Origin of the sequence: Kitasatospora sp. NPDC059795, assembly GCF_042732175.1 — a bacterium.
In the GTDB taxonomy this organism is placed as follows: domain Bacteria; phylum Actinomycetota; class Actinomycetes; order Streptomycetales; family Streptomycetaceae; genus Kitasatospora.
In genome coordinates this window covers 12,661-33,893 of record NZ_JBHWID010000031.1, presented here as the reverse complement: position 1 = coordinate 33,893, position 21,233 = coordinate 12,661, and the positions used below count along the sequence as shown (strand labels likewise).

The 21,233-nt window shown below is 70.7% G+C and carries 28 protein-coding genes; 18 read left to right on the top strand and 10 right to left on the bottom strand.

Going from position 1 to position 21,233, the window contains the following annotated elements:
* Positions 1–115: 115 nt before the first annotated feature.
* Positions 116–1,030 carry a hypothetical protein gene (locus ACFV4P_RS34480; protein WP_380477442.1) on the bottom strand — a complete coding sequence of 305 codons (915 nt, stop codon included), beginning with the start codon at positions 1,028–1,030 and terminating at the stop codon, positions 116–118.
* Complete coding sequence (locus tag ACFV4P_RS34475; RefSeq protein ID WP_380477441.1) at positions 1,027–1,347, bottom strand: PadR family transcriptional regulator; 321 nt, start codon at positions 1,345–1,347, stop codon at positions 1,027–1,029. Before ACFV4P_RS34475 ends, ACFV4P_RS34480 begins: the two co-directional genes overlap by 4 nt.
* Before the next feature lie 245 nt (positions 1,348–1,592).
* Here ACFV4P_RS34475 and ACFV4P_RS34470 point away from each other — a divergent pair, with 245 nt between their 5' ends.
* Together ACFV4P_RS34470 and ACFV4P_RS34465 are read left to right on the top strand one after the other, a co-directional pair.
* A complete protein-coding gene (locus tag ACFV4P_RS34470) occupies positions 1,593–2,273 on the top strand; it encodes a hypothetical protein (protein WP_380477440.1) in 681 nt (226 codons plus the stop codon).
* A complete protein-coding gene (locus ACFV4P_RS34465) occupies positions 2,270–2,758 on the top strand; it encodes a hypothetical protein (RefSeq protein WP_380477439.1) in 489 nt (162 codons plus the stop codon). The genes ACFV4P_RS34470 and ACFV4P_RS34465 overlap by 4 nt, the downstream gene beginning before the upstream one ends.
* A 101-nt stretch (positions 2,759–2,859) precedes the next feature.
* Here ACFV4P_RS34465 and ACFV4P_RS34460 read toward each other — a convergent pair whose 3' ends face one another.
* The 6 genes from ACFV4P_RS34460 to ACFV4P_RS34435 form a co-directional block, all read right to left on the bottom strand.
* Complete coding sequence (locus ACFV4P_RS34460) at positions 2,860–3,627, bottom strand: hypothetical protein (RefSeq protein ID WP_380477438.1); 768 nt, start codon at positions 3,625–3,627, stop codon at positions 2,860–2,862.
* Between the two features lie 1,160 nt (positions 3,628–4,787).
* On the bottom strand, positions 4,788–5,024 hold the full coding sequence (locus ACFV4P_RS34455; protein ID WP_380477437.1) for a hypothetical protein: 237 nt from the start codon (positions 5,022–5,024) through the stop codon (positions 4,788–4,790).
* A 126-nt stretch (positions 5,025–5,150) separates the two neighbouring features.
* A complete protein-coding gene (locus tag ACFV4P_RS34450) occupies positions 5,151–5,669 on the bottom strand; it encodes a hypothetical protein (RefSeq protein ID WP_380477436.1) in 519 nt (172 codons plus the stop codon).
* A 43-nt stretch (positions 5,670–5,712) separates the two neighbouring features.
* Positions 5,713–5,904: a hypothetical protein gene (locus ACFV4P_RS34445; RefSeq protein WP_380477435.1), complete on the bottom strand. Its 192-nt coding sequence runs from the start codon at positions 5,902–5,904 to the stop codon at positions 5,713–5,715.
* 65 nt (positions 5,905–5,969) lie between these two features.
* Entirely contained in the window at positions 5,970–6,221 is a 252-nt protein-coding gene (locus ACFV4P_RS34440; RefSeq protein ID WP_380477434.1) for a hypothetical protein, read from the bottom strand.
* A gap of 59 nt (positions 6,222–6,280) precedes the next feature.
* Positions 6,281–6,577, bottom strand: a complete 297-nt coding sequence (locus ACFV4P_RS34435) for a hypothetical protein (protein WP_380477433.1) — start codon at positions 6,575–6,577, stop codon at positions 6,281–6,283.
* A gap of 268 nt (positions 6,578–6,845) precedes the next feature.
* On the opposite strand from ACFV4P_RS34435, the gene ACFV4P_RS34430 reads away from it, so the two are divergent.
* Positions 6,846–7,106, top strand: coding sequence for a helix-turn-helix transcriptional regulator (locus ACFV4P_RS34430; protein WP_380477432.1), 261 nt, complete (start codon positions 6,846–6,848; stop codon positions 7,104–7,106).
* A 68-nt stretch (positions 7,107–7,174) separates the two neighbouring features.
* On the opposite strand, the gene ACFV4P_RS34425 is transcribed toward ACFV4P_RS34430, so the two are convergent.
* Both ACFV4P_RS34425 and ACFV4P_RS34420 read right to left on the bottom strand, forming a co-directional pair.
* Positions 7,175–7,729 (bottom strand): GNAT family N-acetyltransferase, encoded by a 555-nt coding sequence (locus ACFV4P_RS34425; RefSeq protein ID WP_380477431.1) that lies wholly within the window; start codon positions 7,727–7,729, stop codon positions 7,175–7,177.
* 16 nt (positions 7,730–7,745) lie between these two features.
* A complete protein-coding gene (locus ACFV4P_RS34420; RefSeq protein ID WP_380477430.1) occupies positions 7,746–9,065 on the bottom strand; it encodes a hypothetical protein in 1,320 nt (439 codons plus the stop codon).
* A 329-nt stretch (positions 9,066–9,394) separates the two neighbouring features.
* Between ACFV4P_RS34420 and ACFV4P_RS34415 the strand changes: the two genes are divergently transcribed.
* The 15 genes from ACFV4P_RS34415 (at position 9,395) to ACFV4P_RS34345 (ending at position 21,107) form a co-directional block, all read left to right on the top strand.
* Positions 9,395–10,786 carry a hypothetical protein gene (locus tag ACFV4P_RS34415; RefSeq protein WP_380477429.1) on the top strand — a complete coding sequence of 464 codons (1,392 nt, stop codon included), beginning with the start codon at positions 9,395–9,397 and terminating at the stop codon, positions 10,784–10,786.
* Between the two features lie 455 nt (positions 10,787–11,241).
* Entirely contained in the window at positions 11,242–13,290 is a 2,049-nt protein-coding gene (locus ACFV4P_RS34410) for an FtsK/SpoIIIE domain-containing protein (RefSeq protein WP_380477449.1), read from the top strand.
* 129 nt (positions 13,291–13,419) lie between these two features.
* A complete protein-coding gene (locus tag ACFV4P_RS34405; protein WP_380477428.1) occupies positions 13,420–13,611 on the top strand; it encodes a hypothetical protein in 192 nt (63 codons plus the stop codon).
* A gap of 141 nt (positions 13,612–13,752) precedes the next feature.
* Positions 13,753–13,983, top strand: a complete 231-nt coding sequence (locus tag ACFV4P_RS34400) for a hypothetical protein (protein ID WP_380477427.1) — start codon at positions 13,753–13,755, stop codon at positions 13,981–13,983.
* 30 nt (positions 13,984–14,013) lie between these two features.
* Complete coding sequence (locus tag ACFV4P_RS34395) at positions 14,014–14,226, top strand: hypothetical protein (RefSeq protein ID WP_380477426.1); 213 nt, start codon at positions 14,014–14,016, stop codon at positions 14,224–14,226.
* A 113-nt stretch (positions 14,227–14,339) separates the two neighbouring features.
* Positions 14,340–15,002, top strand: a complete 663-nt coding sequence (locus ACFV4P_RS34390; protein WP_380477425.1) for a hypothetical protein — start codon at positions 14,340–14,342, stop codon at positions 15,000–15,002.
* A 71-nt stretch (positions 15,003–15,073) separates the two neighbouring features.
* Complete coding sequence (locus ACFV4P_RS34385; protein ID WP_380477424.1) at positions 15,074–15,634, top strand: hypothetical protein; 561 nt, start codon at positions 15,074–15,076, stop codon at positions 15,632–15,634.
* On the top strand, positions 15,631–15,975 hold the full coding sequence (locus ACFV4P_RS34380; protein WP_380477423.1) for a hypothetical protein: 345 nt from the start codon (positions 15,631–15,633) through the stop codon (positions 15,973–15,975). Before ACFV4P_RS34385 ends, ACFV4P_RS34380 begins: the two co-directional genes overlap by 4 nt.
* Positions 15,976–17,586 carry a DNA cytosine methyltransferase gene (locus ACFV4P_RS34375; RefSeq protein WP_380477422.1) on the top strand — a complete coding sequence of 537 codons (1,611 nt, stop codon included), beginning with the start codon at positions 15,976–15,978 and terminating at the stop codon, positions 17,584–17,586.
* Positions 17,583–17,909: a hypothetical protein gene (locus ACFV4P_RS34370; RefSeq protein WP_380477421.1), complete on the top strand. Its 327-nt coding sequence runs from the start codon at positions 17,583–17,585 to the stop codon at positions 17,907–17,909. Before ACFV4P_RS34375 ends, ACFV4P_RS34370 begins: the two co-directional genes overlap by 4 nt.
* An 18-nt stretch (positions 17,910–17,927) precedes the next feature.
* Positions 17,928–18,629, top strand: a complete 702-nt coding sequence (locus ACFV4P_RS34365) for a hypothetical protein (RefSeq protein ID WP_380477420.1) — start codon at positions 17,928–17,930, stop codon at positions 18,627–18,629.
* A 67-nt stretch (positions 18,630–18,696) separates the two neighbouring features.
* Positions 18,697–19,002, top strand: a complete 306-nt coding sequence (locus tag ACFV4P_RS34360) for a hypothetical protein (RefSeq protein ID WP_380477419.1) — start codon at positions 18,697–18,699, stop codon at positions 19,000–19,002.
* Positions 18,999–19,661, top strand: a complete 663-nt coding sequence (locus tag ACFV4P_RS34355; RefSeq protein ID WP_380477418.1) for a hypothetical protein — start codon at positions 18,999–19,001, stop codon at positions 19,659–19,661. The genes ACFV4P_RS34360 and ACFV4P_RS34355 overlap by 4 nt, the downstream gene beginning before the upstream one ends.
* Positions 19,662–19,800: 139 nt before the next feature.
* On the top strand, positions 19,801–20,598 hold the full coding sequence (locus tag ACFV4P_RS34350; protein WP_380477417.1) for a hypothetical protein: 798 nt from the start codon (positions 19,801–19,803) through the stop codon (positions 20,596–20,598).
* Positions 20,599–20,789: 191 nt separating this feature from the next.
* Positions 20,790–21,107 carry a hypothetical protein gene (locus ACFV4P_RS34345; protein WP_380477416.1) on the top strand — a complete coding sequence of 106 codons (318 nt, stop codon included), beginning with the start codon at positions 20,790–20,792 and terminating at the stop codon, positions 21,105–21,107.
* Positions 21,108–21,233: the final 126 nt, after the last annotated feature.

Below are 21,233 nucleotides of genomic sequence, written 5' to 3'. Positions count from 1 at the left end.
GCGTCCAGCCCTCGCCCGGAACTGTAGCGCAGCGCCACCCGCCCTCTTCCCGCGTCCTGCTTGGCGGGTGAGACCTGTGGTCCCGGAACGGTGGGATTCCGGGACCACAGGGGCCTCACTCGGAGGGGCCGGTGCGCTCCTGCCGACGGGCTTCGGCCAGTTGGGAGAGCTCGATGCCGCGCACGCGGCGCAGCCAGCGGGTCAGGCCCCACAGCGAGGGCGCGGCAACGGCGCAGGTCTGCACGCCGGTGGTGAGCAGTTCGTGCAGGCCGCCGGTGACGTCGATGTACACCGCGAGCGCCGCGACCGGGACGGCCACGCCGAGGCGGGTGCGGTCCCGGGAGACGAGCACCCAGTCGACCGGAACCCACAGGCTCCGCCCCGCGTCCCGGATCCGGATGCGGGCGGCGGCCAGAACGAAGCCGGAGGTGAGTGCTAAGCGGCGGCCGCGGGAGAGGTCGATGCCGGCTTCGGGCCCGCTGGCCAGGTCGGCCAGCCACGCGGTGCGCAGGTGGGAGTGGCGGGGGCCGGCCATCCACCCGGCCAGGCGCGCCAGGGCGGGTTCGCGATGGCGGGCCGCATTACGAAGCTGGGTCATCGCCGCACGATGTTGGGCTTCCCTGCGCCTTTGGAGGGCAGCGGCTCGTGCGTAGTCCGATGCCGCCTTGGCGATGGCCTCGTCGACCAAGGCGATCGTGGCGGCGTGCCCGAACCGACGCTGACTGTGTTTGATCAGCTCGTGCATCTGCAGCAAGGCCCGTCGTCTGCGGATGTCGACAGTGGTCAGCACCTGCACGCCCGTGACGATGCTCAATGTGGCCGCCGGGTGCCGGCGCAGGTGCGTGGCGATTGCGAGGATGTCCTCCTGGCTTGCCACGCAATGGCTCGGGATCGGCAGCCCCGCGCGTTCCGCCTCAGCCCGGACCATGGCCCAGTGCTGCGCGAAGATGCGGTCGATCGAGAGCTGGAAGGAGGCGAGTTCCACCATCGTCTCGCAGAGATCCGGCGGGATGTCGTCGTTGCTCGTCATGCTGTTCCTTCAACGAGTCCCGGGTGCAGGCGGCGGCGGCGTTTTGTCCGGGCCAGGAGGGCCTCGGAAGCCTGCCGTCTGCCAGTAGTGGTGAGTTTGTAGAAGCGCCTGGGTGGTCGGCCGGGATGGGGTTCGGTCTCGGCCCAGGCCTCGACCCATCCGAGGTCGGCGAGCCGTTCGAGGATCGGGTAGACGGTGCCGGATCCGAGGTCGGCCTCGGCGCAGATCCGCAGTCCCCAGGCGGGGTCGGAGTCGTCGGCGGCGAGGAGGGCCTCCAGCACCCCGATGGTGGGTTTGGTCAGGCGTGGCGGTGTCATGTCGGCAGTGGAGCACAACAGTTGACCGTATGTCGAATACGACATACGTGTTCGGGAGTAGTCGCAGGTCGACGCAGGTTCGCGGAATCCCTCGGTCCCGGGACTGACGGACAGGGCGATCGCCCGGGGAGGGGATCGGAGTCGGGTCCGAAGGTCAACGGCCGGGCCGTCCGGCACCGCCCCGGGAGTGAACGGGGCGGCTTCGCGCAGTTCCGGGACTGCCCGGTCCCGGTAGCGTGGGTGCCATGGCGAAGAAGAAGACGAAACTGCCGCCGGAGGGCCGACGGATCGGCATCCTCGGCAAGGGCGGTACTGGCAAGAGCACCGCGCTCGCCCACCTGCTGGCCCACTGGGCCGACCGCGGCATCACCGTCGCGGCCGCCGACCAGGACATCCCCGGTGACGAAGAAGTGGGCTCCCTGCTGACCTGGGCCCGCCTCGAAAACCTCGGCGGCGTCGTCTACCCGGCATTCCCCCACACGATGCTGCGCGAGGAGACCCGCCGCCTCACCCCGCCCGGCGGCGTCTTCGCCCTCGACACCGACGCCTGGAAGCGCACCGCGGGCGGCGCGCACTTCTCCGTCCTGTCGGCCGTCGACCTCGCGGTCTGGTTCATGAAGCCCACCGACATAGAGCTGGAGCGCTCCGGCAGCATCTTCGCGGCCCTGGAGCACCTGGAGGCCGTCGGCGCCGCCAACATCCCCCGCCTGGTGATCGCCCTGACCATGGTCAACCGCCAGGCCCGCTCCCACGCCGACACCCGCGCCGCGCTCACCGACGCGGGCTACCGGGTGCTGGACACGATGATCCCCCTCAGCGACGCCGTCGACGGCTACGCCCAGTCCTTCGGCAAGCCGGTCCGCCTGGTCGACGGCAGCCCCATGGACCAGCTCGCCGCAGAACTCCTGGAAGAGGCCGTGAAGTGACCGCCCGTAAGACCGCCAAGACCACTCCAGCCAAGACCACTCCGGCCAAGCCTGCCGCTTCGAAGACCGTTCCGGCCAAGCCCGCCAACTCTGTATCCTCGGGCACCGGCGTGGGCGCCAAGGCCGCGGCCATCGCCCGCGGCAAGCAGGCCCGCACCCTCGGCGGCGGGCCGTCCGCCGCCGATGCCTCCCGCGCGGACACCGCCGCCACCGTCGAGGCCCGGACGGCGGGCAAGGCCTCCGCCACCGTCACCGTCCACCGCAAGGCCGACGGCGAAGGACGCCGCAGCCACTTCCGCAAGCTCTCGGTGGAGATGACCCCCGAGGAGCACCGCGAGCTCAAGCAGTGGCTGCTGAACGCCTTCGACTCCGACACCAAGGCCACCCCCGTCATCAAGGCGCTCCTGGAAGAGGCGTACCACGACACCGCATTCACCGACCGCATCCGCAGGCGCCTGCGCCGCGACGCCGCCGGCCAGGCCTGATCCGCCGCACCGCGATCCCGGGACCGAGCAGTCCCGTGCACATGTGCAGGGCCCCGGAGCCGGTCGGCTCCGGGGCCCTGCACATTGCCGCCGACAGGCCGTCAGCCGGTCAGCTCCAGCACCCGGTGCGTCAGCTCCCGGGCCTGCTCCTCCATCCCCAGCACGGTGTTCACCGTGTCCACCGTCTCCTTCACCCGCGGCAGCCACCCCGCGGCGCCGGCCAGCCGGGTCAGCAGACTCGGCCGACGCCGCAGCGCACCGACCAGCGCGTCAGTGGCCTCCTCAATCGGCCGCTGACCGCTGACCCGCGCGTTCTGCACCGCCTCCTGCACCGCCCGCAGATGGGTCAGGAGCAGGCCCTTGAGGTCGGAGTCCAGCTCCGACCCCAGCACCTCCTCCATCAACTCCGCGACGACCTGCGAGATCCGCCGCAGGTCCTCCTCGGACGCCATCGCCTCGCCGGCCAGACGGTGCAGGGCCCGCGAACACGTCTGCAGGCTCTGGACCGCCGCGCTGTTCGGGATGTCCCCCGCCGGTGCGAACTGGGCGAAGTTGTGCAGGGCCGGGTGCCTGTGGGTCGCCTGTGCGAGGCCCCGTTCGACCCTGTCCAGGTGCTCCAGGAGATGCTCCTGCTCATCCTCGTCCAGGCCGAGACCTTCCACCGCAGTGCGGATCCGACCCGGCAGCTGCAGCACGGCGAGGAACCGCGTCCAGGTCTCCACGTCGTCGATGCCCCCATCGGGGTTCAGCACCTCCGTCCACAGGTGCCAAGCGGAGATTTGCTCGCCCCTGCCGCCGTGCGCGGCGTGAAGGTCGAGCAGCAGGCGGCGCAACCGGCCCGCGGGATTGTCGAGGAACTCAGAGGCCATGGCCCGCAGCCTAGACCTGACGGCCGACACCGATGTCGTACAAGCGGAAGATTGCGTACCGGTTCCGGGACTGCGGGGTCGCGCGATCCCGCTCGGGGTGCCGCAGGCCGGCGCCCGGCCCGCGCGGGAGAGGAAGTCCGGCGCGGGATGCTGTCCAACCCGCGCCCCGGCCTCGGAAGGGGTGAGCGGGAGGTACCCGCGAAGGAGAGGGGGCGACATCGCCGACTGACCCCTGCCAGCTCGCCGGCCCGGCCTCACTGCGGGGCCGGGCCGGCGATGCGAAGGGACCCCAGGCCGACCGGGCGTGACGGAACGTGAGGAAGTAGTCGCCAGGCACCCCCTCCCCGCGTCCATGCTCCGAACCCCAAGGAGATGAGTGAAGCGGAAGAGCACGCCGGATCTCTCAGGGGGGCCTTGTCAAAAACAACGGGTACAACGGGTACAACGGGTACAACGCAGGTCAGAGGCCTTCTGACAGCCCTGCTGAGGACAGTCGGCCCAAAGAACGGGTACACCGCAGGTCAGAGGCCCTTTTCGGCTCCTCGGAGCGGCCCTCCGAGAAAGCACCGCAACGCTCTGACCTGCGACGTACCCGTTGTACCCGTTCTCCCCCGAGGGAACGGGTACAGAACGGGTACAGCACGGGCGGAGAACGGGTACAGCTTGACAAGCACGATAGGATCGCCATAACAGCGCAAAGCGTTGCCGAGCGATTCCCGAAGACAATCGAGGTCGGCCGCACCGTACCCGATCGTGATGGGTCGATTTGACAACATCGATAGGATCGCCATAGCAAACGCGCAGCGTCGCTCGCCGCGATTCTTACTGGAACACAAAGAAGAGGGCCCGCACCGTCGGAACGGTGCGGGCCCTCTTCTTTGTGCTCCAGCCCCGGCAACTCCGAAGCCAGGTGACGGACAGTGAGATCCGTCGAGGCCTTGCCGCTCACCCGTCGGCCAAGTCGAGCGGAAGGCCGGTCAGGTGACGATCAGGTGGGCGGGGTGGCCCCCCAGGTGGGACAGGCAGGCGGGGCACTCCTGGCCGGGGGCGAGGTGGGCGTGCACCCGGCGGCTGTCGTAGGCGTGCTCCCAGCACTGCCGGCACTCGCCCCGGGGCGGGTTCGCCGCCCGGTCCGGCTCGCCCCTGATGATCGGTCAGTTTCAGGCGCGGGCGCGCCGCACGGTCGGGCGGCGGTTGAGCCGGGACCAGAGGGCGCTGATGGCAGCGCGCAGTCCGAGGTGGGCGAGCAGCGCGGAGCCGGCGACGGTGGCGGCGAGCACGCCGCGGTTGTTGCCGTCGATGGGGGCCCACAGGAGGACGGCCAGCGCGATGGCACCGGTGGTGATCTGGACGGCCCTGTCGGTGATGTTGCGGACCTTGCGCGGCATCTTCGCCATGGGGTTCCCTCCCTCGCGCTTGTAGGGGTTTCCCTACGAGAACTAATGTAGGGGAATCCCTACATAGGTGCAAGCGGGTTGGCCATGATTTTTCCGGGATCCCGGGATCCCGGGATCCCGGAGCACCTATTCCGGGACACCGGTATCCCGGGACTGTGCGGAGTGGGGTGTCGGCGTCACGTGTGCCGGTCGGCAGTGAGTGCTGCGGTACTCGGCGATCTGGGCTGGGTGGATCGGGCCGTCGAGGTACGGCCCGACGGCACCGACGATCCCGGCAGGGTCCTGCTGGGCGTCGATGGGCCGGAGCGCCCGATCGATGAGCCACAGCCGGGTGCGCAAGACCTCCTCGGTGGTGACGGTGGTGCCGGCGGAGTGGGAGCGGACCACGTCCGCAGCCTCGCGCAGCATGTCGGCCGAGCCGGGGCCGAGACCGGAAGCGGCACCGTAGTGGGCGGCGACCCGGCTCTCGACCTCGTCGGCGAGGCGATCGAGGCGGCCGGCGGCACCGGCGAGCACCAGGTCGCGGTGGGCGGCCAGCAGGGCGTTGAGGCAGTCGGTGGCCTCGACGGGGGCGGGCGCGAGGTCGAGGATGCGGACGAGATCGTCGTACTGGGCTTGTGCGCCGGGACTGAAGGAGTGGGTCATGGCGGGTGGTCTCCTTTGTGCGGACGGGGCTGGTGAAGCTGGGTCAGATCGACTGCAGCGCCTCGGCGGCCTGCTGCTCGGTGATGTCCACGCCATGGACGCGGGCGAGATACAGGCGGAGGTCGGCGGTGCCGGGGTTGCCCACGGCCCTGTTGTACGCGCCGGTGCGCATCTCCCGGATCGCTTGTCTGATCAGGGCGCTGTGGTCGGGCTTGCGCCGTCGGGGCCGGTACATGGGACTCCTCACGGATGTCAGCGGGGTAGCGAATCGAAGGATCCCGGTATCCCGGTATCCCGGGACTAGAGAATGGTGAGCAGTCCGCCGACCAGGCGCAGCAGCGCCCCGGCGATCAGGAGTGGGGAGCGGACCAGCACCGCGAACGCGGAGCAGCCCGCGAGTCGCGCCAGCAGCGAGGCGGCCAAGGCGTAGGCGATGCCGGCTGCGGTGGTCGGGGGGAGCACGTCGTACCGGTACGCGCACAGGCCCGCGAGCGCGGCGGTCAGGACGGACAGGACGGTGATTACGTTCAGGGTGGGGCGGTCGACGCTCACGGTGCGGCCCTCCTCCGGGCTCACAGAAAGTTCCGGGATCCCGGGATCACGCATTTGCGTTAGATCTCGATCTCCGAGTCGTCGATCCATTCGGCCTCGCACCACCGGCATGGCACGCCCGCGGCGTCCAGCTCCCGGTGGAGCACCAGGCCCAGGACCCAGGCCACGGAGAGGATCGACGTCGAGGTGATGGCCGTGATCCGCAGCCACTCCGGCACCTGCTGGCCGGTCATCACCATCGCGCCGAGCAGGGTCGCAGGGAGCAGCACCACGACGGCGTGGTGCCAGACCCAGGCGAGCGCGGACCGCACTCGCCACGACCGAATCGACAGAAGGATGTTCAAGTCGATCTTCACTAGGCCTCCTCGGCTATCGGTCGGCGACATGCCGACAGGGAGAAGTTAGCAGAAATGTAGCGCGCTGTGAAGTGTCAAAATGTAGTGCGACCGTCAGCTGGTGGGAGTTGTGAGGGGGATTGGGCTGGTGGGAGGCTGGTAGTGCGAGAGGCGTAGGGATGTAGTGCGCGCCGCTAGAAATGACGAGTGTCCCTGTTGTGCGATATGAAGGGTGCAATGTAGCGTGGAGTCTCGTAGTGGTAGCGACCGAGGAGGAGAGGACAAGACCATGGACGAGGTGATCGCTGCGGCCAACGCGCTTCGCAAGGGCTCCAAGAAGCCAGCTGAAGACTTGCCGTCTCCGGAAGAAAGGGCACGGGTGCGCAAAGCGTTCGGCCTGACGCAGAGCGGTCTGGCGGAGGCGCTTGGTGTGCATCGTCTAACGGTCAGCGCGTGGGAGCGGGGTGCCTACGATCCGACAGGCGCCACCCGCGAGCAGTACCTCGGCCTGTTTCGCCACATGAAGGAGACCATCGGCGAGACCGAGTGATCCATACCTGCACCACGAGCGGGAGGGCAGGCCCATTTTGGGCCTGCCCTCCCGCTCGTGGTGCGTCGTCAGCGGCTGGAGGTGCTGGTCCACTCGTGGGCCAGCACTGAGTACAAGACGCTGTCACGCCAGGACCCGTTGGTGAAGACGTGGTCGCGCAGCACCCCCTCGCGGATGAACCCGAGGTTCTCGACCAACTTGATCGACGCGGCATTGTCGGGCCCGATTGCGGCGCTGATCCGGTGAAGCCCGAGTTCATCGAACGCGAACTGCACCACCGTCCGTGCCGCGTCGGATGCGAGCCCCTGTCCCCAACTGTCGGCGGCTATGGCGTAGCCGAGCTTGCCTGCCTGGACCCCGGCTATTCCGATCCGGACGAACCCCACGAGTTGGTCGGAGTCTGGAGTCGTAACGGCCAGGTAGAACTCTGCGCGCGGAGTGTGCTGCGCTCTGTCGACGGCGCCGTCAACCATCGTTTGGACCTGGTCGGACGAACGGCTGTCGAAGGAGAGCCACTTGGTCACCCGGTCATCGCCCATAACTCGATGGGCGTCGGCAGCGTCGTCGGGCCGGAATTCCCGCAGTACGGTTCGGGCTCCGGTCAGGCGCACGGGGTACGACACTGGGTCTCCTTCTGGATCAGCGCGGCAGCGACTTCAGCGGTGTGCGCGCGAACGTCTCGATTTCTTCCAGCAGATCTTGCCCGGAGGGTGCGAGAGTGGACATCGCCAGGGTCCGGTGAACCCTCATGGTGCAGGCCACGATCCCGTTGATGCGCTGGGCCGGCGGTAGGTCGAGGATCGGAGCGACAGCCTCGCGGGCACCGTCCAGCTCCCCGGCCATCAGCCGTGAGATGGCGAGCGCTGCGTGGCTTCCGGCCTGGTCGCCGAACGCCCAGTCCGGGTGGGTGCTGTCGGAGTACGCCTCTACCGCCTGCAGCGCATACTCCTGGGCTGAGACCGCCTCAGACTTCAGTGCCGAGAGCGCGTCGGCGGCGTAGTAGAGCTGACGGGAGCGGCTGAAGACGGCAATGCCGCCGAGCTCGTCCAGCTCGTCGCTCTGCACCGAGTCCCAGGCGGTCTCAGCCCTGCGAATGGCATCCCGGGACTTCTCCGCATTGCCCACCGCAGCCCAGGCCCGGGCCTCACTGACCGGGAGCCAGACGCTGGTGGTGCTGCCGCTGCGAGCCGCCAGCTCCTCTCCCGACGAGGCGTAGCGGATTGACTCGTGTGGGCGACCAGCCCAGTAGGCCACCAGCGACTGGATCCCGCGGACCCAGGCTTTGAGGCCGTTGTGGCCGGCGTGCTCGGCGCACATGTAGGCGGTTCGCGCCTGGGTCATCGCTGCGCTCGGATCCGCGAGGTCGTGGCTCGCCTTGGCCAGCAGGCCGCCGGTGACGCTGGAGAGGAAGTAAAGCTGACGGCTCTGCTCAGGAGCCGTTCGGCGCTCCAGGAGTCCGTAGATGTTCTCCTGGGTGGTGACCATGTTGCCGAGCAGCTCTGACAGCGGCCGCTGGGGGTAGTCGAGCGTCAGTTGGCGCACGTCGTCGTACACCAGCTCCATTGCCTCGTTGGTGAGGTTCTCCTGCCCGGTGAGCAGGGCGAATTGACGTGCTCGCTGAGCCGCCATGGCGATCAGCTCCTGTTCCGTGTCCTGGCTGTTGGTGGCGAGGACCAGGCCCGTCGATCCGCTGACCACGGTGGGGTGCCATGGGCTCAGCAGTTCTGCGATCGGGACCTTGAACATCGCCTGGAGTACCCGGCGCGTCACCTGGGTTGTCCCGGCTCGGTCGCCGGCCGCGAGCCTCCGCAGGTGGCGGGGGCTCATGGTCGCGTTCTCCCTCAGCTTCTTCGCGAGGTCGTCGAAGTCGGCGCTGACCTCGTCGTAGGTCTGGGGACGTTCCCAGAGCATCTTCTCCAGCACGGTGCGCGGCTCACGGCCGTCGGCTTTCCCAGCCACGGCGCCTCCCCCACGGTCTTTTTGCTGCTCATACGGCCAGTGTTCTCGCAGCCGGACCATCTGCGAAGCGCTGGTCCTGCTCCGGTCCGGCTGCGGTCCGTCAATGGTCCCCCGCCGACCGTGGTTTGGTCACGGTCAGCGCCTGAATGATCGTCAGCGTGATGAAGCGGCGGACGACGCAGATAGCGAGAAGGGTGACGAGTAGCTCAAAAATGTAGCGTGACTAGTTGCGCAGACAGTATGTGTCTATGTAGCGTTGTGTCTGCGCCGCTGCGTAGCCCACTACGGTAGCGCTGATGTGGCGTCCGACTTCTAAGGAGAAGCAGCAGATGATCGATCGGATCGGTGAGTTCGCTTCGGCGAATCCCTGGCCGACGGCCGTGGTCGGGGGAGTGCTGGGCCTCGTGGCTCTCACCGCCGTCACGGTGTTCGGCAAGAAGGCCGTGCGGTTCCTGAACAGGCGGCGCAAGAGCGGGCGGCTGACGCCGGCGCAGATCGTGACGACGCTGGGTGCGCTGGTCTCCACGGCGGTCGGTGCGAACACCGCTTGGCGGTTCGCGGAGAGTCACCTGCACGTCGAGGACAAGTTGGAGCGGGGCGCCCTCTTCATGGCGGGCGAGATCATCCTGTTCGGCCTGGCGCTGGCGGCCCGTCAGAATTTGACGGGCGACATGAAGCGCACCGGCGCGCCGGGGGTGCTGGTATGGGTGATCAGCGCGTTCCTGGCGGTGCCGGCCTGGACGGAGTCGCAGGACGCGGCCGGGCACGTGAGCGTCGCCGGTGCCGCGTGGCGGATCGTGCTCGGCCCGCTCGGCGCGGCGCTGATGTGGCACTTCGCGATGAACATCGAGCTGAGGCACGCGGAGCCGACGGCGGAGAACAACGGGTTCGCCGCCCAGGTGGTGCGGCGAGTGCAGCACAGGGTGATGGCGGCACTGGGCATTCGGCTCGGCCAGGACGCCGAGGAGGCGCTGCGGGATCGGGCGCGGGCGAAGGCGGCCGATCTGATCGACCGGTACAACGCGCTGGCCAGTGACGAGGAGCGCAATGGGGACAAGGGCCGGCGTCTGATGAAGAAGCTGATGAAGCAGCTGCGGATGGCGGGGGTATCGCGTCTTCCGGAGAGCAGGGCGCAGCTGTTGGCGGACCTGGCGGTCTCCTCGCACGCAAGGTCGCTGGCCCAGCTCCGGCACGTCTCGCCGTGGCTGGACGCGGCGGTGGCGCCGGCCGCCGAGCGGGTCGCCGTGGCGGGCCTGGACCCCCTTCCCGCGTCACGTGCCGCTCTGTCCCTCGATCCGGCAGTCCCGGGACCGATGGAGCCCGGGGTCGCCGGTTCCCGGGAGACCGTGACGGAGGAGTCCGGGGACGGTCCCGACGACGACGGCCCGGACGGCCCGGGCAGCGGCAGCCCCGCGCCGGCGGACGAGGGGGTGGCGGAGCTGCTGGAGAAGCTGGAGGCGGACCTCGCCGCAGAGCAGCAGCCGGTGCTGGACCCGATCCACGTGAGCGCGCTGTCCGAGGCCCGCTACGACACGGACCGGATCCGCTACGCGATCGGCGTGCTGCACACCTACCAGCAGCCGGTGCTGAACAGCTGGCTGCAGCAGCACGGCTACACGGTCAACCGGGGCTCGATCGACAAGGTCAGCAAGAAGCACGCCGAGCAGCAGCGCCAGACGAACATCGTGCCGCTGCGCCGCAGCACCGGAACCGGTGATTGAAGGACAAGTGCAGCAGTCGACGAGTCGACCGGAAGTCGTGGACAAGTCGACAGCCGCGAAGGGCAGCGCTGCGGGGTGCTGCGCCAGCAGGAAGGTGCAGAGCCCCGCAGCCCCCGGGCCCCGCCCGGGGAGGAAGAAGTCAGCACAACCCCAGATCAGGGCCTGGTGGCGGGACGCTGCCGGGTGTGAGGAACAGCGCGGAATCGAAGTGGATCAAGGGATGAAGCAGCACCATCCGGCGGGCTCTCAGCCTGGCAGCAACGCGCCCGCCGGACGGCAGCGGCTTCTTCGAAGCGGAAGGGAACCGCAGTGCACATCATCGCAGCACCCCCACCGGGGGGGAGCAGCACCCGCCTTCGGGTGCGGCAGGAGAAGCAGCGTCGGCAGCGCCCGGGGGCGCGGCGGGGCAGCACGGTCGGCAGCATCGGCAGCAGCGCGAAGGGGGTGTGAGCAGCATGGAGGCATGGCCGATCGGAGCGGTGCTGCTGCTCCTGCTGCTGTTCGCGCCCCGCCGGGGTTCGGGGTCGGTGCGCCGGCTGTCGAAGCTGCTGGCCCGTCAGCAGCGGCCGCTGGCCCCGGCGGAGGCGCCGGAGTGGATGCCGAACGAGTGGGCGACGGGGAAGCGGGAGCACTGGATCACGCTGGTGCCGCAGCCGGTGAAGGTGTTGGCGCTGGCGCTGCTGGTGGCGGCGCTGGGCGGCGGGGTGTGGGCGTGGTACCACTGCCAGGCCGAGCTGATCGCGGGTCTGACGCTGCTGCTGGGGCTGGCCGTGGCGGTCTGGCGGCGGGGGCGGTTTCGCAGGCTGCACCGCCAGGCGGTGGTCCGCCCGTTCTACGCGGCGTACAAGAAGATCTTCCGCGAGGACATCCCCGCGGGCGACGACGCGAGGAAGTGGGTGCGCATCCCGATCCACGTGATGGGCTCGCTGGGGGACACCCGCCGGACGCTGCGGGAGCGGATGCCGCGGGCGCTGGCGGCGCGGATGGACGACTGGCGGTGGGTGGAGTGGCTGCGCTCGACCCGTGAGCGGCTGCTGCGCCGGCCGACGGCCTGGTACGACGCGGTCCGCGAGCTGCGGGTGGTGGCGTGGTGGCTGGAGCGGCGGGCGGCGGCGGTGGAGGACGCGAAGGTGGTCCTCAGCTTCCCGCCGGAGGCGGAGCTGGGCGACGGGGAGCAGCTGCGGGTGACCAGCCTGGTCAACCGCCGGATCCCCGGCGAGTGGGAGGCGTCCTGGGACCACCAGGCGTTCAGGGTGGAGTTCAAGCACCCGCCGCGTCCGCCGCAGAGGGTGTTGTTCGGTGAGGTCAGGGAGCTGATCGAGGCGCTGCCGGCGTCGCAGGTCCTGTTGGGCCTGGGCACCCGCCAGGAGAAGATCGTCATCGACTTCGAGGACGAGACGCCGCACGTGGGGCTGTCGATCGGCACCGGGGGCGGCAAGTCGGCGACGCTGCGGAACATCATCGCGCAGCAGATCCGCAAGGGCGCCGAGAAGTTCATCGTCGTCGACCCGAAACTGATCTCCCTGGACTGTTTCGACGGTATTCCCGAGGTCGAGATCTACACCGAGATCGACGAGCAGTGGGGAGCCATCGCGAAATTCTCGGCGGAAATGGAGCGGCGCTACCAGATCAAGAAGGCGGACAAGTCGGCGACGTTTCCGCGCTGGTTCCTCATCATGGAGGAGCAGAACGACTTCGCGGAGGAGTCCTACCAGACGTGGACCGACGTCAAGGAGAAGGGCGACCCGGCTCGGCCGCCGGTTTTCGGGCAGATCGCCAAGACTCTTTTCAAGGGCCGTCAGGCGAACATGAACGTGATCTCCGTCTATCAGCGCCTGACGGCGCGTGCGGCGGGCGGCACGGAACTGCGGGACCAGTACGGGGCGAAGATTCTGGCGCGGTTCTCGCCGCAGGCGTGGAATTCGCTGGTGGCGACGACCCCGCGCCCGAAGAGCAGCCGCCACCCGGGGCGGTCGGTCGTGGTGATCGGCGGCTCGGAGAGGGTCTGCCAGCTGGTCTTCGTCGGTGAGGACGAGGCCCGTGCCTATGCGCTCAACGGCCGCGAGGTGGTGAGGCCGGCGTACGTGCCGGTCGCGGAGCGTGAGGTGGCCGCGATGTCCATGCCGGAGACGGTGGAGGACATTCCCGGGATCCACGTGGGGAGTGTCCATGGACAGTCCATGGACGAAACGGGACGTAACCGGGCAAGCGAGATCGTCACTGACGGTGATGTCCATCTGGCTCCGGTGGTCCCGCTGATCAAGCAGGCGGCCCCCGGGGAGCCCGAGGCGGTCGTCGGCCTGGCGGCCGCGGCGGAGTTCCTCGGCTACGAGGGCGAGAGCGGCAAGGCCGCCTTCGTCAAGGCCCGCCAGCGCTACCAGAAGACCCACGGCCCGATTCCGGGCGAATTCCAGGTCGGTTCCTACCCGGCGTGGCTCCCCCTGGACCTGAAGAAATGGGACGCCAAGCGCCCCAGGGCCGGTGTCAAGGAAATCGCGCAGTAGCAGGAAATTCCGGGCGGGCGGCCGGAGTAATACAAGAAACAGGCCGCCCGCCTCCTCTGCGAATACATCGAGAAAAACCGAAAAAGGGCACCCTTGTCCCGATTTCAGAGAATTCAGGGGGAATTCGAAATGGCAACGTTCTCGATAGTCGTGGTCCTGGCGCTCATCGCCGCCTGCGCCGTCAAGCTCGGAAAGATAGCCGTGTGGCAGCTGGTTCTGGGCGTGGCCTTCGGATACGTCCTCGCCGGAACCGGGGCGGGTCCGTGGATCGGAAACGCCATCACCACGGTCTTCAACTGGGTCGGCCACTTCAAGTTCTGATCTCCGGCAGCCCCCGCTGATGCCCGGCCCAGGCCGGGCGTCGGCGAGGACGACCGGAGACGCAGAGAAGAAGCCGGCCGCCCGCACGGGACACCGCAACCCCGGGATCCCGGAACACCTGAACTGAAGGAGAGACCCGAGATGAGCCACGAGCCCGAGCGCTACACCGCCGGCGAGACCGCCCGCGCGGCCGGCCTGGTCGGCCTGGCCGTCATCACCAACGCCCTGGGCATGGGCGTCGGCCTGGCCGACCGCGGCATCGACCGCCTGCAGGCCAAGGCCCGAGAGCGGGAGGCGATCGCCGAGGCGCTCACCGAGGAGGAGAAGGCCAAGAAGCTGAAGGCCAAGATCGACCGCGCCCGCCGCAGCTGACCGACCGACACCGAACCCAGGAGGAACGCCATGTGGTGGAACGTCACGATCGAGCACCGCCGCACCGACCCCGGCGGCGAGGAGATCCAGGGCCGCCAGCTGTTCGTCGTCGAGGCCCCGCTGGCGCGCGACGCCAGGACCGAGGCCCTCATCGAGGCGCAGTCGATCGGCGCGACCCGCGCCCGCCGCGGCGCCCGCATCCAGGCGGACTCCGTCCGCGTCGAGCCCCGCGCCTGCACCTGAGAGCGCCCCGGGGCGGACGCCACAGGCCGCAAAACCAGCCGCCCGCCCCGGGCCCTGCTCCCCGAACCCCGACCCCGGACCACGTCCGGAGAGCCCGAAGAGAGGTGACCATCATGACGCACCACCCCAGCACCGGTCAGCACCGGGATGCCACCTGGTACATCGCCCGGTACGCGCCCGGCCTGAGCACCACCACGATCCTGATCGCCGCCCGTGTCTGGTCCGAGCAGGGCGCGCGCCACTCCGTCGGCGACGCCGTGCTGATGGGCTCGCTCGCCCTGGGCGCGGCCGCGGCCGGCACCGTGAGCGCGCAGAACGTCAACGGCCACGACCTGCTGACCACCAGCTGCTACGCGGCGGCCGGCGCGGCGGCGGTGTGCGGGGTCGCCGCCTACTCCGACGGCCTGGCCCTGCCCGTCCTGCTGTGGCTGCTGGCCACCTGCGCCGTGTACGCGCTCGCGGCCCGCTACTGGCGCGAGGACCGCCGCACCGCCACCGCCCACGCCCACGACGTCGAGGTGCGGACCCTGGAGCGCACCGCGGACCTGCGGATCGCCGCGATCGAGAGCAACGCCCGCGTCGAGGTCGCCCGCGAGGCCACCGCCTACGCCTCCTCGCTCGCCGAGGCGATCTGGCACCGCCAGCGGCTCACCGCCGGCACCGCCGACGTCCCCGGGCTGGACACCGACGCCCTGTTCGCCGCAGGCCTGCCCGAGCTGCCCGCCGTCGCCGAGGCCCGCACCCTGCTGCGCGACCTCGACACCAAGACCCGCTGAACGACGCGGGGCGCCCCCTCGCCTGGAAGCCCAGGGGCGCCCCGCTCAACCCCCGAAGGAGCACACGCAAGATGACCACGATCTTCGAGCCGACCGCAACCTCGGACCTGCGCGCAGTGGCGAGCGACCTGAGCGTCGCCTACACCGAGGCCCTGGCCGACATCGCGGGCCTCATCCGCGCCCAGATGCTGATGGCGGACGACCTGTTCGACGCCTTCCGGGCCGCGCACGCGGCCGAGCGCCGCGAGCAGCAGCTGGCCGCCGAGTACGGTGCCGCGCTGCTGGAGCGCGACGCCGCCCGCGCCGACGCCGACCGGCTGCGCGACCAGGTCGCGGACCTCCTCCCCGCGTCCGTCGCGGGCGTCGACCTCGGCGAGATCCGCGCCGTCCTCGCCCGCGCCCACCGGCCGCAGCACGACCGGGCGGACGCCGACGCCGACCGCGACGCCCTCGCCTGGGCCCTCACCGCCCTCCTGCCGATCGCCGAAGCGCTGCTGGAGCCCCGCCCCGGTACCGAGGCCGCCCGCCGCGCCCAACAGCGCACCGAGGCCGCGGTGTTCGCCCAGCAGCAGGACTACCGCATCACCGGCGACGACCTGGCCCACTGGGCCGGCGCGGAGGTGGAGCGGTGATCCGCCTGGACACCCTGATCGGCGCGGAGCGCGCCGCAGCCCACGTCACCGCCCTGTCCGCCCGCCTGCTCCACGTCGACCGACTGCCCGCCGACACCGCCCTGCGCGTGGCGTGCGAGCGCGTCGCCGAGGGCGACCCGATCGCCCTGGCCGCGCCCGGCCAGACCTGGAGCCTGCGTCCCGGCATCGACCCCGACGACGCCCCCGCGATGAGCCTGCTGGTGCTGGAGCGCCTCACCTGCCCGCCCCGCGCGGCGGTGGAGGACGAGATCGGCTTCCACGAGGTCCTCCCGCTCACCGTCCTCGCCGCCACGTACGAACTGACCGCCTGGGAGGCCTAGATGCTCACCGTCACCGACTTCTTCTGCGGCGCCGGCGGCTCCAGCCAGGGCATGCACAACGTCCCCGGCCTGAGCGTCGCCACCGCCGCCAACCACTGGGACCTCGCCGTCCGGAGCCACCAGGCCAACTTCCCCGACACCCGCCACGACTGCGCCGACATCTCCCAGATCGACTTCCGCCGCTACCCCCGCACCGACCTGCTCTGGGCGTCGCCGGAATGCACCAACCACTCCGTCGCCAAGGGAGTCCGGCGCACGGGCGACCGCCAGCCCGACCTGTTCGGCGAGGTACTGCCCGACGAGGCCGCCGTCCGCTCGCGCGCCACCATGTGGGACGTCCCCCGCTACCTCGAAGCCATGACGCTGCGAGGCCGACCCGTCCTGGGCGGCGTCGTCGAGAACGTCGTCGACGCCCGCACCTGGGTGATGTTCGACGCCTGGTGCGCCGCACTGCGGGCGCTCGGCTACGACCTGCGGATCGTCTACCTCAACTCCATGCACGCCCGCCCCCGCTTCGGCACCCCGCTCGCCCCGCAGTCCCGCGACCGCATGTACGTCCTGTACTGGCGCAAGGGCAACCGCGCCCCCGACGTCGAGAAGTGGACCCGCCCCGACGCCACCTGCCCCGAACACGGCCGCATCCGCGCCGTGCAGTCCTGGAAGAACCCCGACAAGGTCTGGGGCCGCTACCGCGCCCAGTACGCCTACCGCTGCCCCGTCCCGGGATGCTGGACCGTCGTCGAACCGTTCGCCCTGCCCGCCGCCGCCGCCATCGACTGGACCCAGCCCGGCCAGCGCATCGGCGACCGCCCCAAGCCGCTCGCCCCCAAGACCCTCGCCCGCATCACCGCCGGGCTGAAGAAGTACGCCGCCGCGGAAGGCGTGCCGCCGTTCCTGGTGCCGCTGCGCTCGGGCCGCAATCGCTCCCTGCTCGCCGACCGCGACCCGCTGGCGACCGTGGTCGCGGACGGCGGCAACCACGGCCTGACCACCGCCCCGCCGCTGCTGGTCCCGGTCGAAGGGCGCGAGGGCAAGGCCGCCCAGTCGGCGGCCGACCCGATGCGCACCATGACGACCCGAAACGAGACCGCCGTCGCCTGGTTCGAGCCGTTCCTCGCCGAACTGCGCGGCGGCGGATCCGACCACCGGCCCGCCTCGCAACCCCTCGCCACGATCTGCGCGTCCGGCAACCACCACGGCCTGGTCGCGCCGCCGCTCCTCGTCCCCGCCGGCGGCACCTGGAACGACGAAGCACGCCCCGTGGACGAGCCGTTCCGCGCCCGCACCACCCGCGAGACCGAGGCCCTGCTCGTCCCGTACTACGGCAACGGCACCGCCACCCCCGTCGAACGGCCCGCCCCCACCGTCACCAGCGTCGACCGCCACGCCCTGGTCACCGCCGAACCCGCCGTCGAGGAATGCCTGTTCCGCATGCTCAGCCCCGCCGAGATCGGTGCCGCGATGGCCTTCGGCCGCGACTACACCGTCCTCGGCAACAAGCGCGAACAGGTCCGCCAGTACGGCAACGCCGTCACCCCGCCGGCCGCCGAGGTGCTGATGTCCGCCCTGGTGGAGGCCATCACCGGCGAGGACCTGGAGACGACCCGATGACCACCCACCCCGCACCCCGCCCGCCCCTGTGGCAGGCCGTCATGGCCGCCGCCGCCGACCGCTGCCAGTGCACGGGCACCTGCGGCAGGACCCACCAGGCCGACGGCGGCCGCTGCCCCCGCGAGCACCGCACCCGCGCCGAACTCCTCGCCGCACCCGCCGACCCCGCCCGACTGCCGTGGCCGGCCCACCGGGTCGCCGCCCTGCCCGCCCACGCCCTCGCCGCCTGGTGCACCCCCTGCCACGACGCCGCCCGCACCCTCGCCCGCCGCGCCGCCGCACAGGACACCACCCCGCCCGCCGAACCTGCCGCCCTGTTCTGACCGAAGGAGAGACCCGCGATGTCCATCGTCGTCAACGACCTGCACCGCCTCATCGGCCAGCTCGCCCCGCACATCTGCACCGACGACACCCTGCCCCCGCTCACCGGAATCCACCTCCAGGTCACCGGCGGCCGACTCACCGCCGCCGCCACCGACCGCCACACCATCGCGATCGCCACCCGCGAGACGGAGGAGACCGACGAGCCGAGCGACTGGACCGCGCTGCTGGACCGCGCCGACCTCCACGCGCTGCGCACGCTGTTCCCCGCCCGCACCGCCGGCCAGGGCCTGCGCCTGACCTACCGGCCCCCGACCGCCGAAGACCCGGACGGCCGGCTGCTGTTCACCCTCCACGGCCGCACCCTGACCCTGTCCGCGAACGCCGGGCGCGCCGCCCGCTTCCCCAAGCTGCGCCCGATCGTGTCCACCGCCCTGGAGGCCGAGCCGCGGCTGACGAGCCCGGCCTGCTTCAACGCGGACTACCTGGCGCGCTGGCGCAAGGCCGCCGACCGCTACACCCCGATCACCGTGTGGTCGGCCGGGCCGGAGGCACCGCTCGTCGTCGCGATCGGCCCTGACTTCCTCGGCCTGCAGATGCCGGTGCGCATCGACCTGCGCGCCGACGGCGGCGCCTGCTTCGCCAACCGCGACAGCGTCCGCGCCGACTGGGCGCACCTGCTCGGCACCACCCCCGACACCGCGCTGCCCACGGCGGCCTGACACCCCGACACCCGGCGCGCCCCGGAACACCTCCGGGACGCGCCGGCCAGGAAGGAGAACCGAGAAGATGCCCGCGATCTACCGCCGCCCGGCCAGCCGCACCCGCCACTACGTCTCCACCACCCGAACCTCCCGCCGCACCGCCGGCCAGCTCGTCGACCACATCGCCGTCGAGCGGGCCATCAACGGCGAGCCGTGCCCCCCGCTCAACGCGGCCGAGCAGCACCTGGCCGCCGTGCGCCTGCTGGCCCTGCACACGCCGATGGCCGAGATCGCCCGCCGCATCGGCGCTGACGTCGGCCAGGTCCAGCGCTGGCGGGACCACACCCCCACCGCCGCGCACCCCCGCCGGACCGCAAGGACCGCCCGATGAGCCGCAACCCCCTCCCCGCGTCCCATCCGTACGCGCCGATCCCGCTCGGAAGCACCCCGGAAGCCGGCCGGGCCGTGGCCTGGGACCCGGGGCGTGACCCGCACTTCCTCGTTGCCTCCCTCGCGGGCCGCTCCACCAGCAGCGTCACCGCACTGATCACGGAGACGCTCCTGACCCGAGGACTGAGCGTCGACGTGATCGACCCCAAGCGCCAGACCCGCACCACCGTGCTCGACGAGGCCCGCCTGCACACCGAGCCGGAGACCATCACGGCCGCGGCCAAGGCGTTCCACACCGACATGCTGGCCGCGTTCGACGCCGACTCCGTCCACATCGCCCGCCGCCGGTTCCTCGTGGTGGAGAACACCTACGCCCTGACCGCCGAACTGCCCGACGTGCTCCGCCTGGTGAGGGAGGTCTCGCTGCTGGGCTGGGCCACCGGCCACCACCTCGTCCTCGCCTACCCCGCCCGCACCCTGCCCGGCCTGAGCGACGTCGCCATCGAGGAGTTCGCCCGCCTCGCCCTCACCGGCAACCTCCTCGACGACCACCGCCCCCTCGCCGCCGCCACCGGCGCCCGCCCGATCCGCGGCTGGCTCGAAGCCGCCACCGGCACCGTCCCGCTCACCCTCGACCCCGCAACCCCCCAAGCCCACTGACCCGCCGCCGGCCCGTCCCGGCCGCCCACCGACGGCCCGGACGGGACCCTCAGCGAAACGGACCCCAGATGCGCACCCGCACCAAGAGCACCGCCGACCAACTGCACGTGCCCGACCCGACCTTCCGGAAGGACGCCCAGTGAGCGACGACAAGGACATCCCCTTCATCGGCCGCCAGCCCGCCGAGCCCGGCCCGCAGAAGCGGACCGTGCCGGTGACGCCGCGGCCCACCGCCGGCGAGCGCGTCGCAGCCGGTGCGATCCGCCTCTGGGAGGCGATCCGCCCGGTCCTGGCCCGGGCGGCCCGGGACGTGCGGGCCTACATCACCCGCACCGGGCCCGCCGAGCCCTGGATGAAGGCGGCCGTCGTGTTCTTCGTCGGCGCGGCGGTGACCTGGCTCGCCTACGGGGCGGTCAGTGCGATCGTGGCGGAGGCGTCCCACAGCTCCGGCCCGCAGGTCGGCTTCGACCGCTCCGACCTGCCCAGCCACACCGGCCTGATGGCCACCGTCACCCAGGCACTCCACATCTACTTCGGCGAACACACGTCCGGACTGCCGGTCGACGACACCACCGCGTACGAGGCGTGGAAGCTCGCCGGGATCGGTTTCTTCCTCTGGGCGTTCGCCTTCCGCGCGTTCGGGGCCCGCCTCGGCTGGGCCGCGTACGGGGCGGCGACGACCGTGATGGTCTGGCAGGCGACAGCGCCCGCGGCCCGTCCCGTCGCGGCCGGCGTCGTGGTGCTGGGCTGGCTGGTGCTGTCCGTATTCGCACTGCGCGGCCTGTCCATCCTGCGTTTCAGCAGCTACAGCACCCACCACCACACCCACACCAGCCCGCAGATCCGCGTCGAACCGACCATCCACGTCACCGCGCAGGTGGAGCCGCCGGTGATCGAGAAGGTGACCGTCCGCTCCCCGATGGACTGGGACGACTGACCCGACGTCAGGTGCCCGGCCGTGTGCCGGGCACCGCCGAGGAGGGCCGGACGAGGCGGACGGTGCCGGACCTCCCCAGTGGTGCCCAGCAGAAAAAGATCGTGTCTGCCGGTTGAAATGCGTCTCACGGGGTGTCAGAAACCTGTAGAGTCATCGCTATATCTATGAACGTGACTTAGATGGAATAGGCGGTGGAGAGGATGGCAGGGCCAGCCAGGGACCGGAAGCCGAAGGGCACGACCTTCGACGAGGTAGCCGAAGCGGCAGGAGTCAGCCAGTACACGGTCAGCGCGATCGCCCGGATCGCCTCAGTGCCGAGGCTCGGTCCCAGGAGCGGCCTCAACCCGCAGACCGCGAACCGGATGGCCGCTGCGATCCGTGCCGGACTGCTCAACGAGAAAGCGGCCCGCGCGTTCGCGGCTGACCCGGATGGGTTCTACACCGCAATCCGAGAACTCACCGCGCTGCTCGGGGAGATCTCCGACACCAAGCAGAAGCGCGCAGCCTAGTCACCAGCGCCTGAACAGCCGAAAGCCCGGGTCTCATCCGCCAAGATTCGCCCGGGCCCTCGCATCGCTACCTGAGAGGGTACCCAGTGATTTGGGGTCTGCACCACACGACAGTCGTAAATGTCC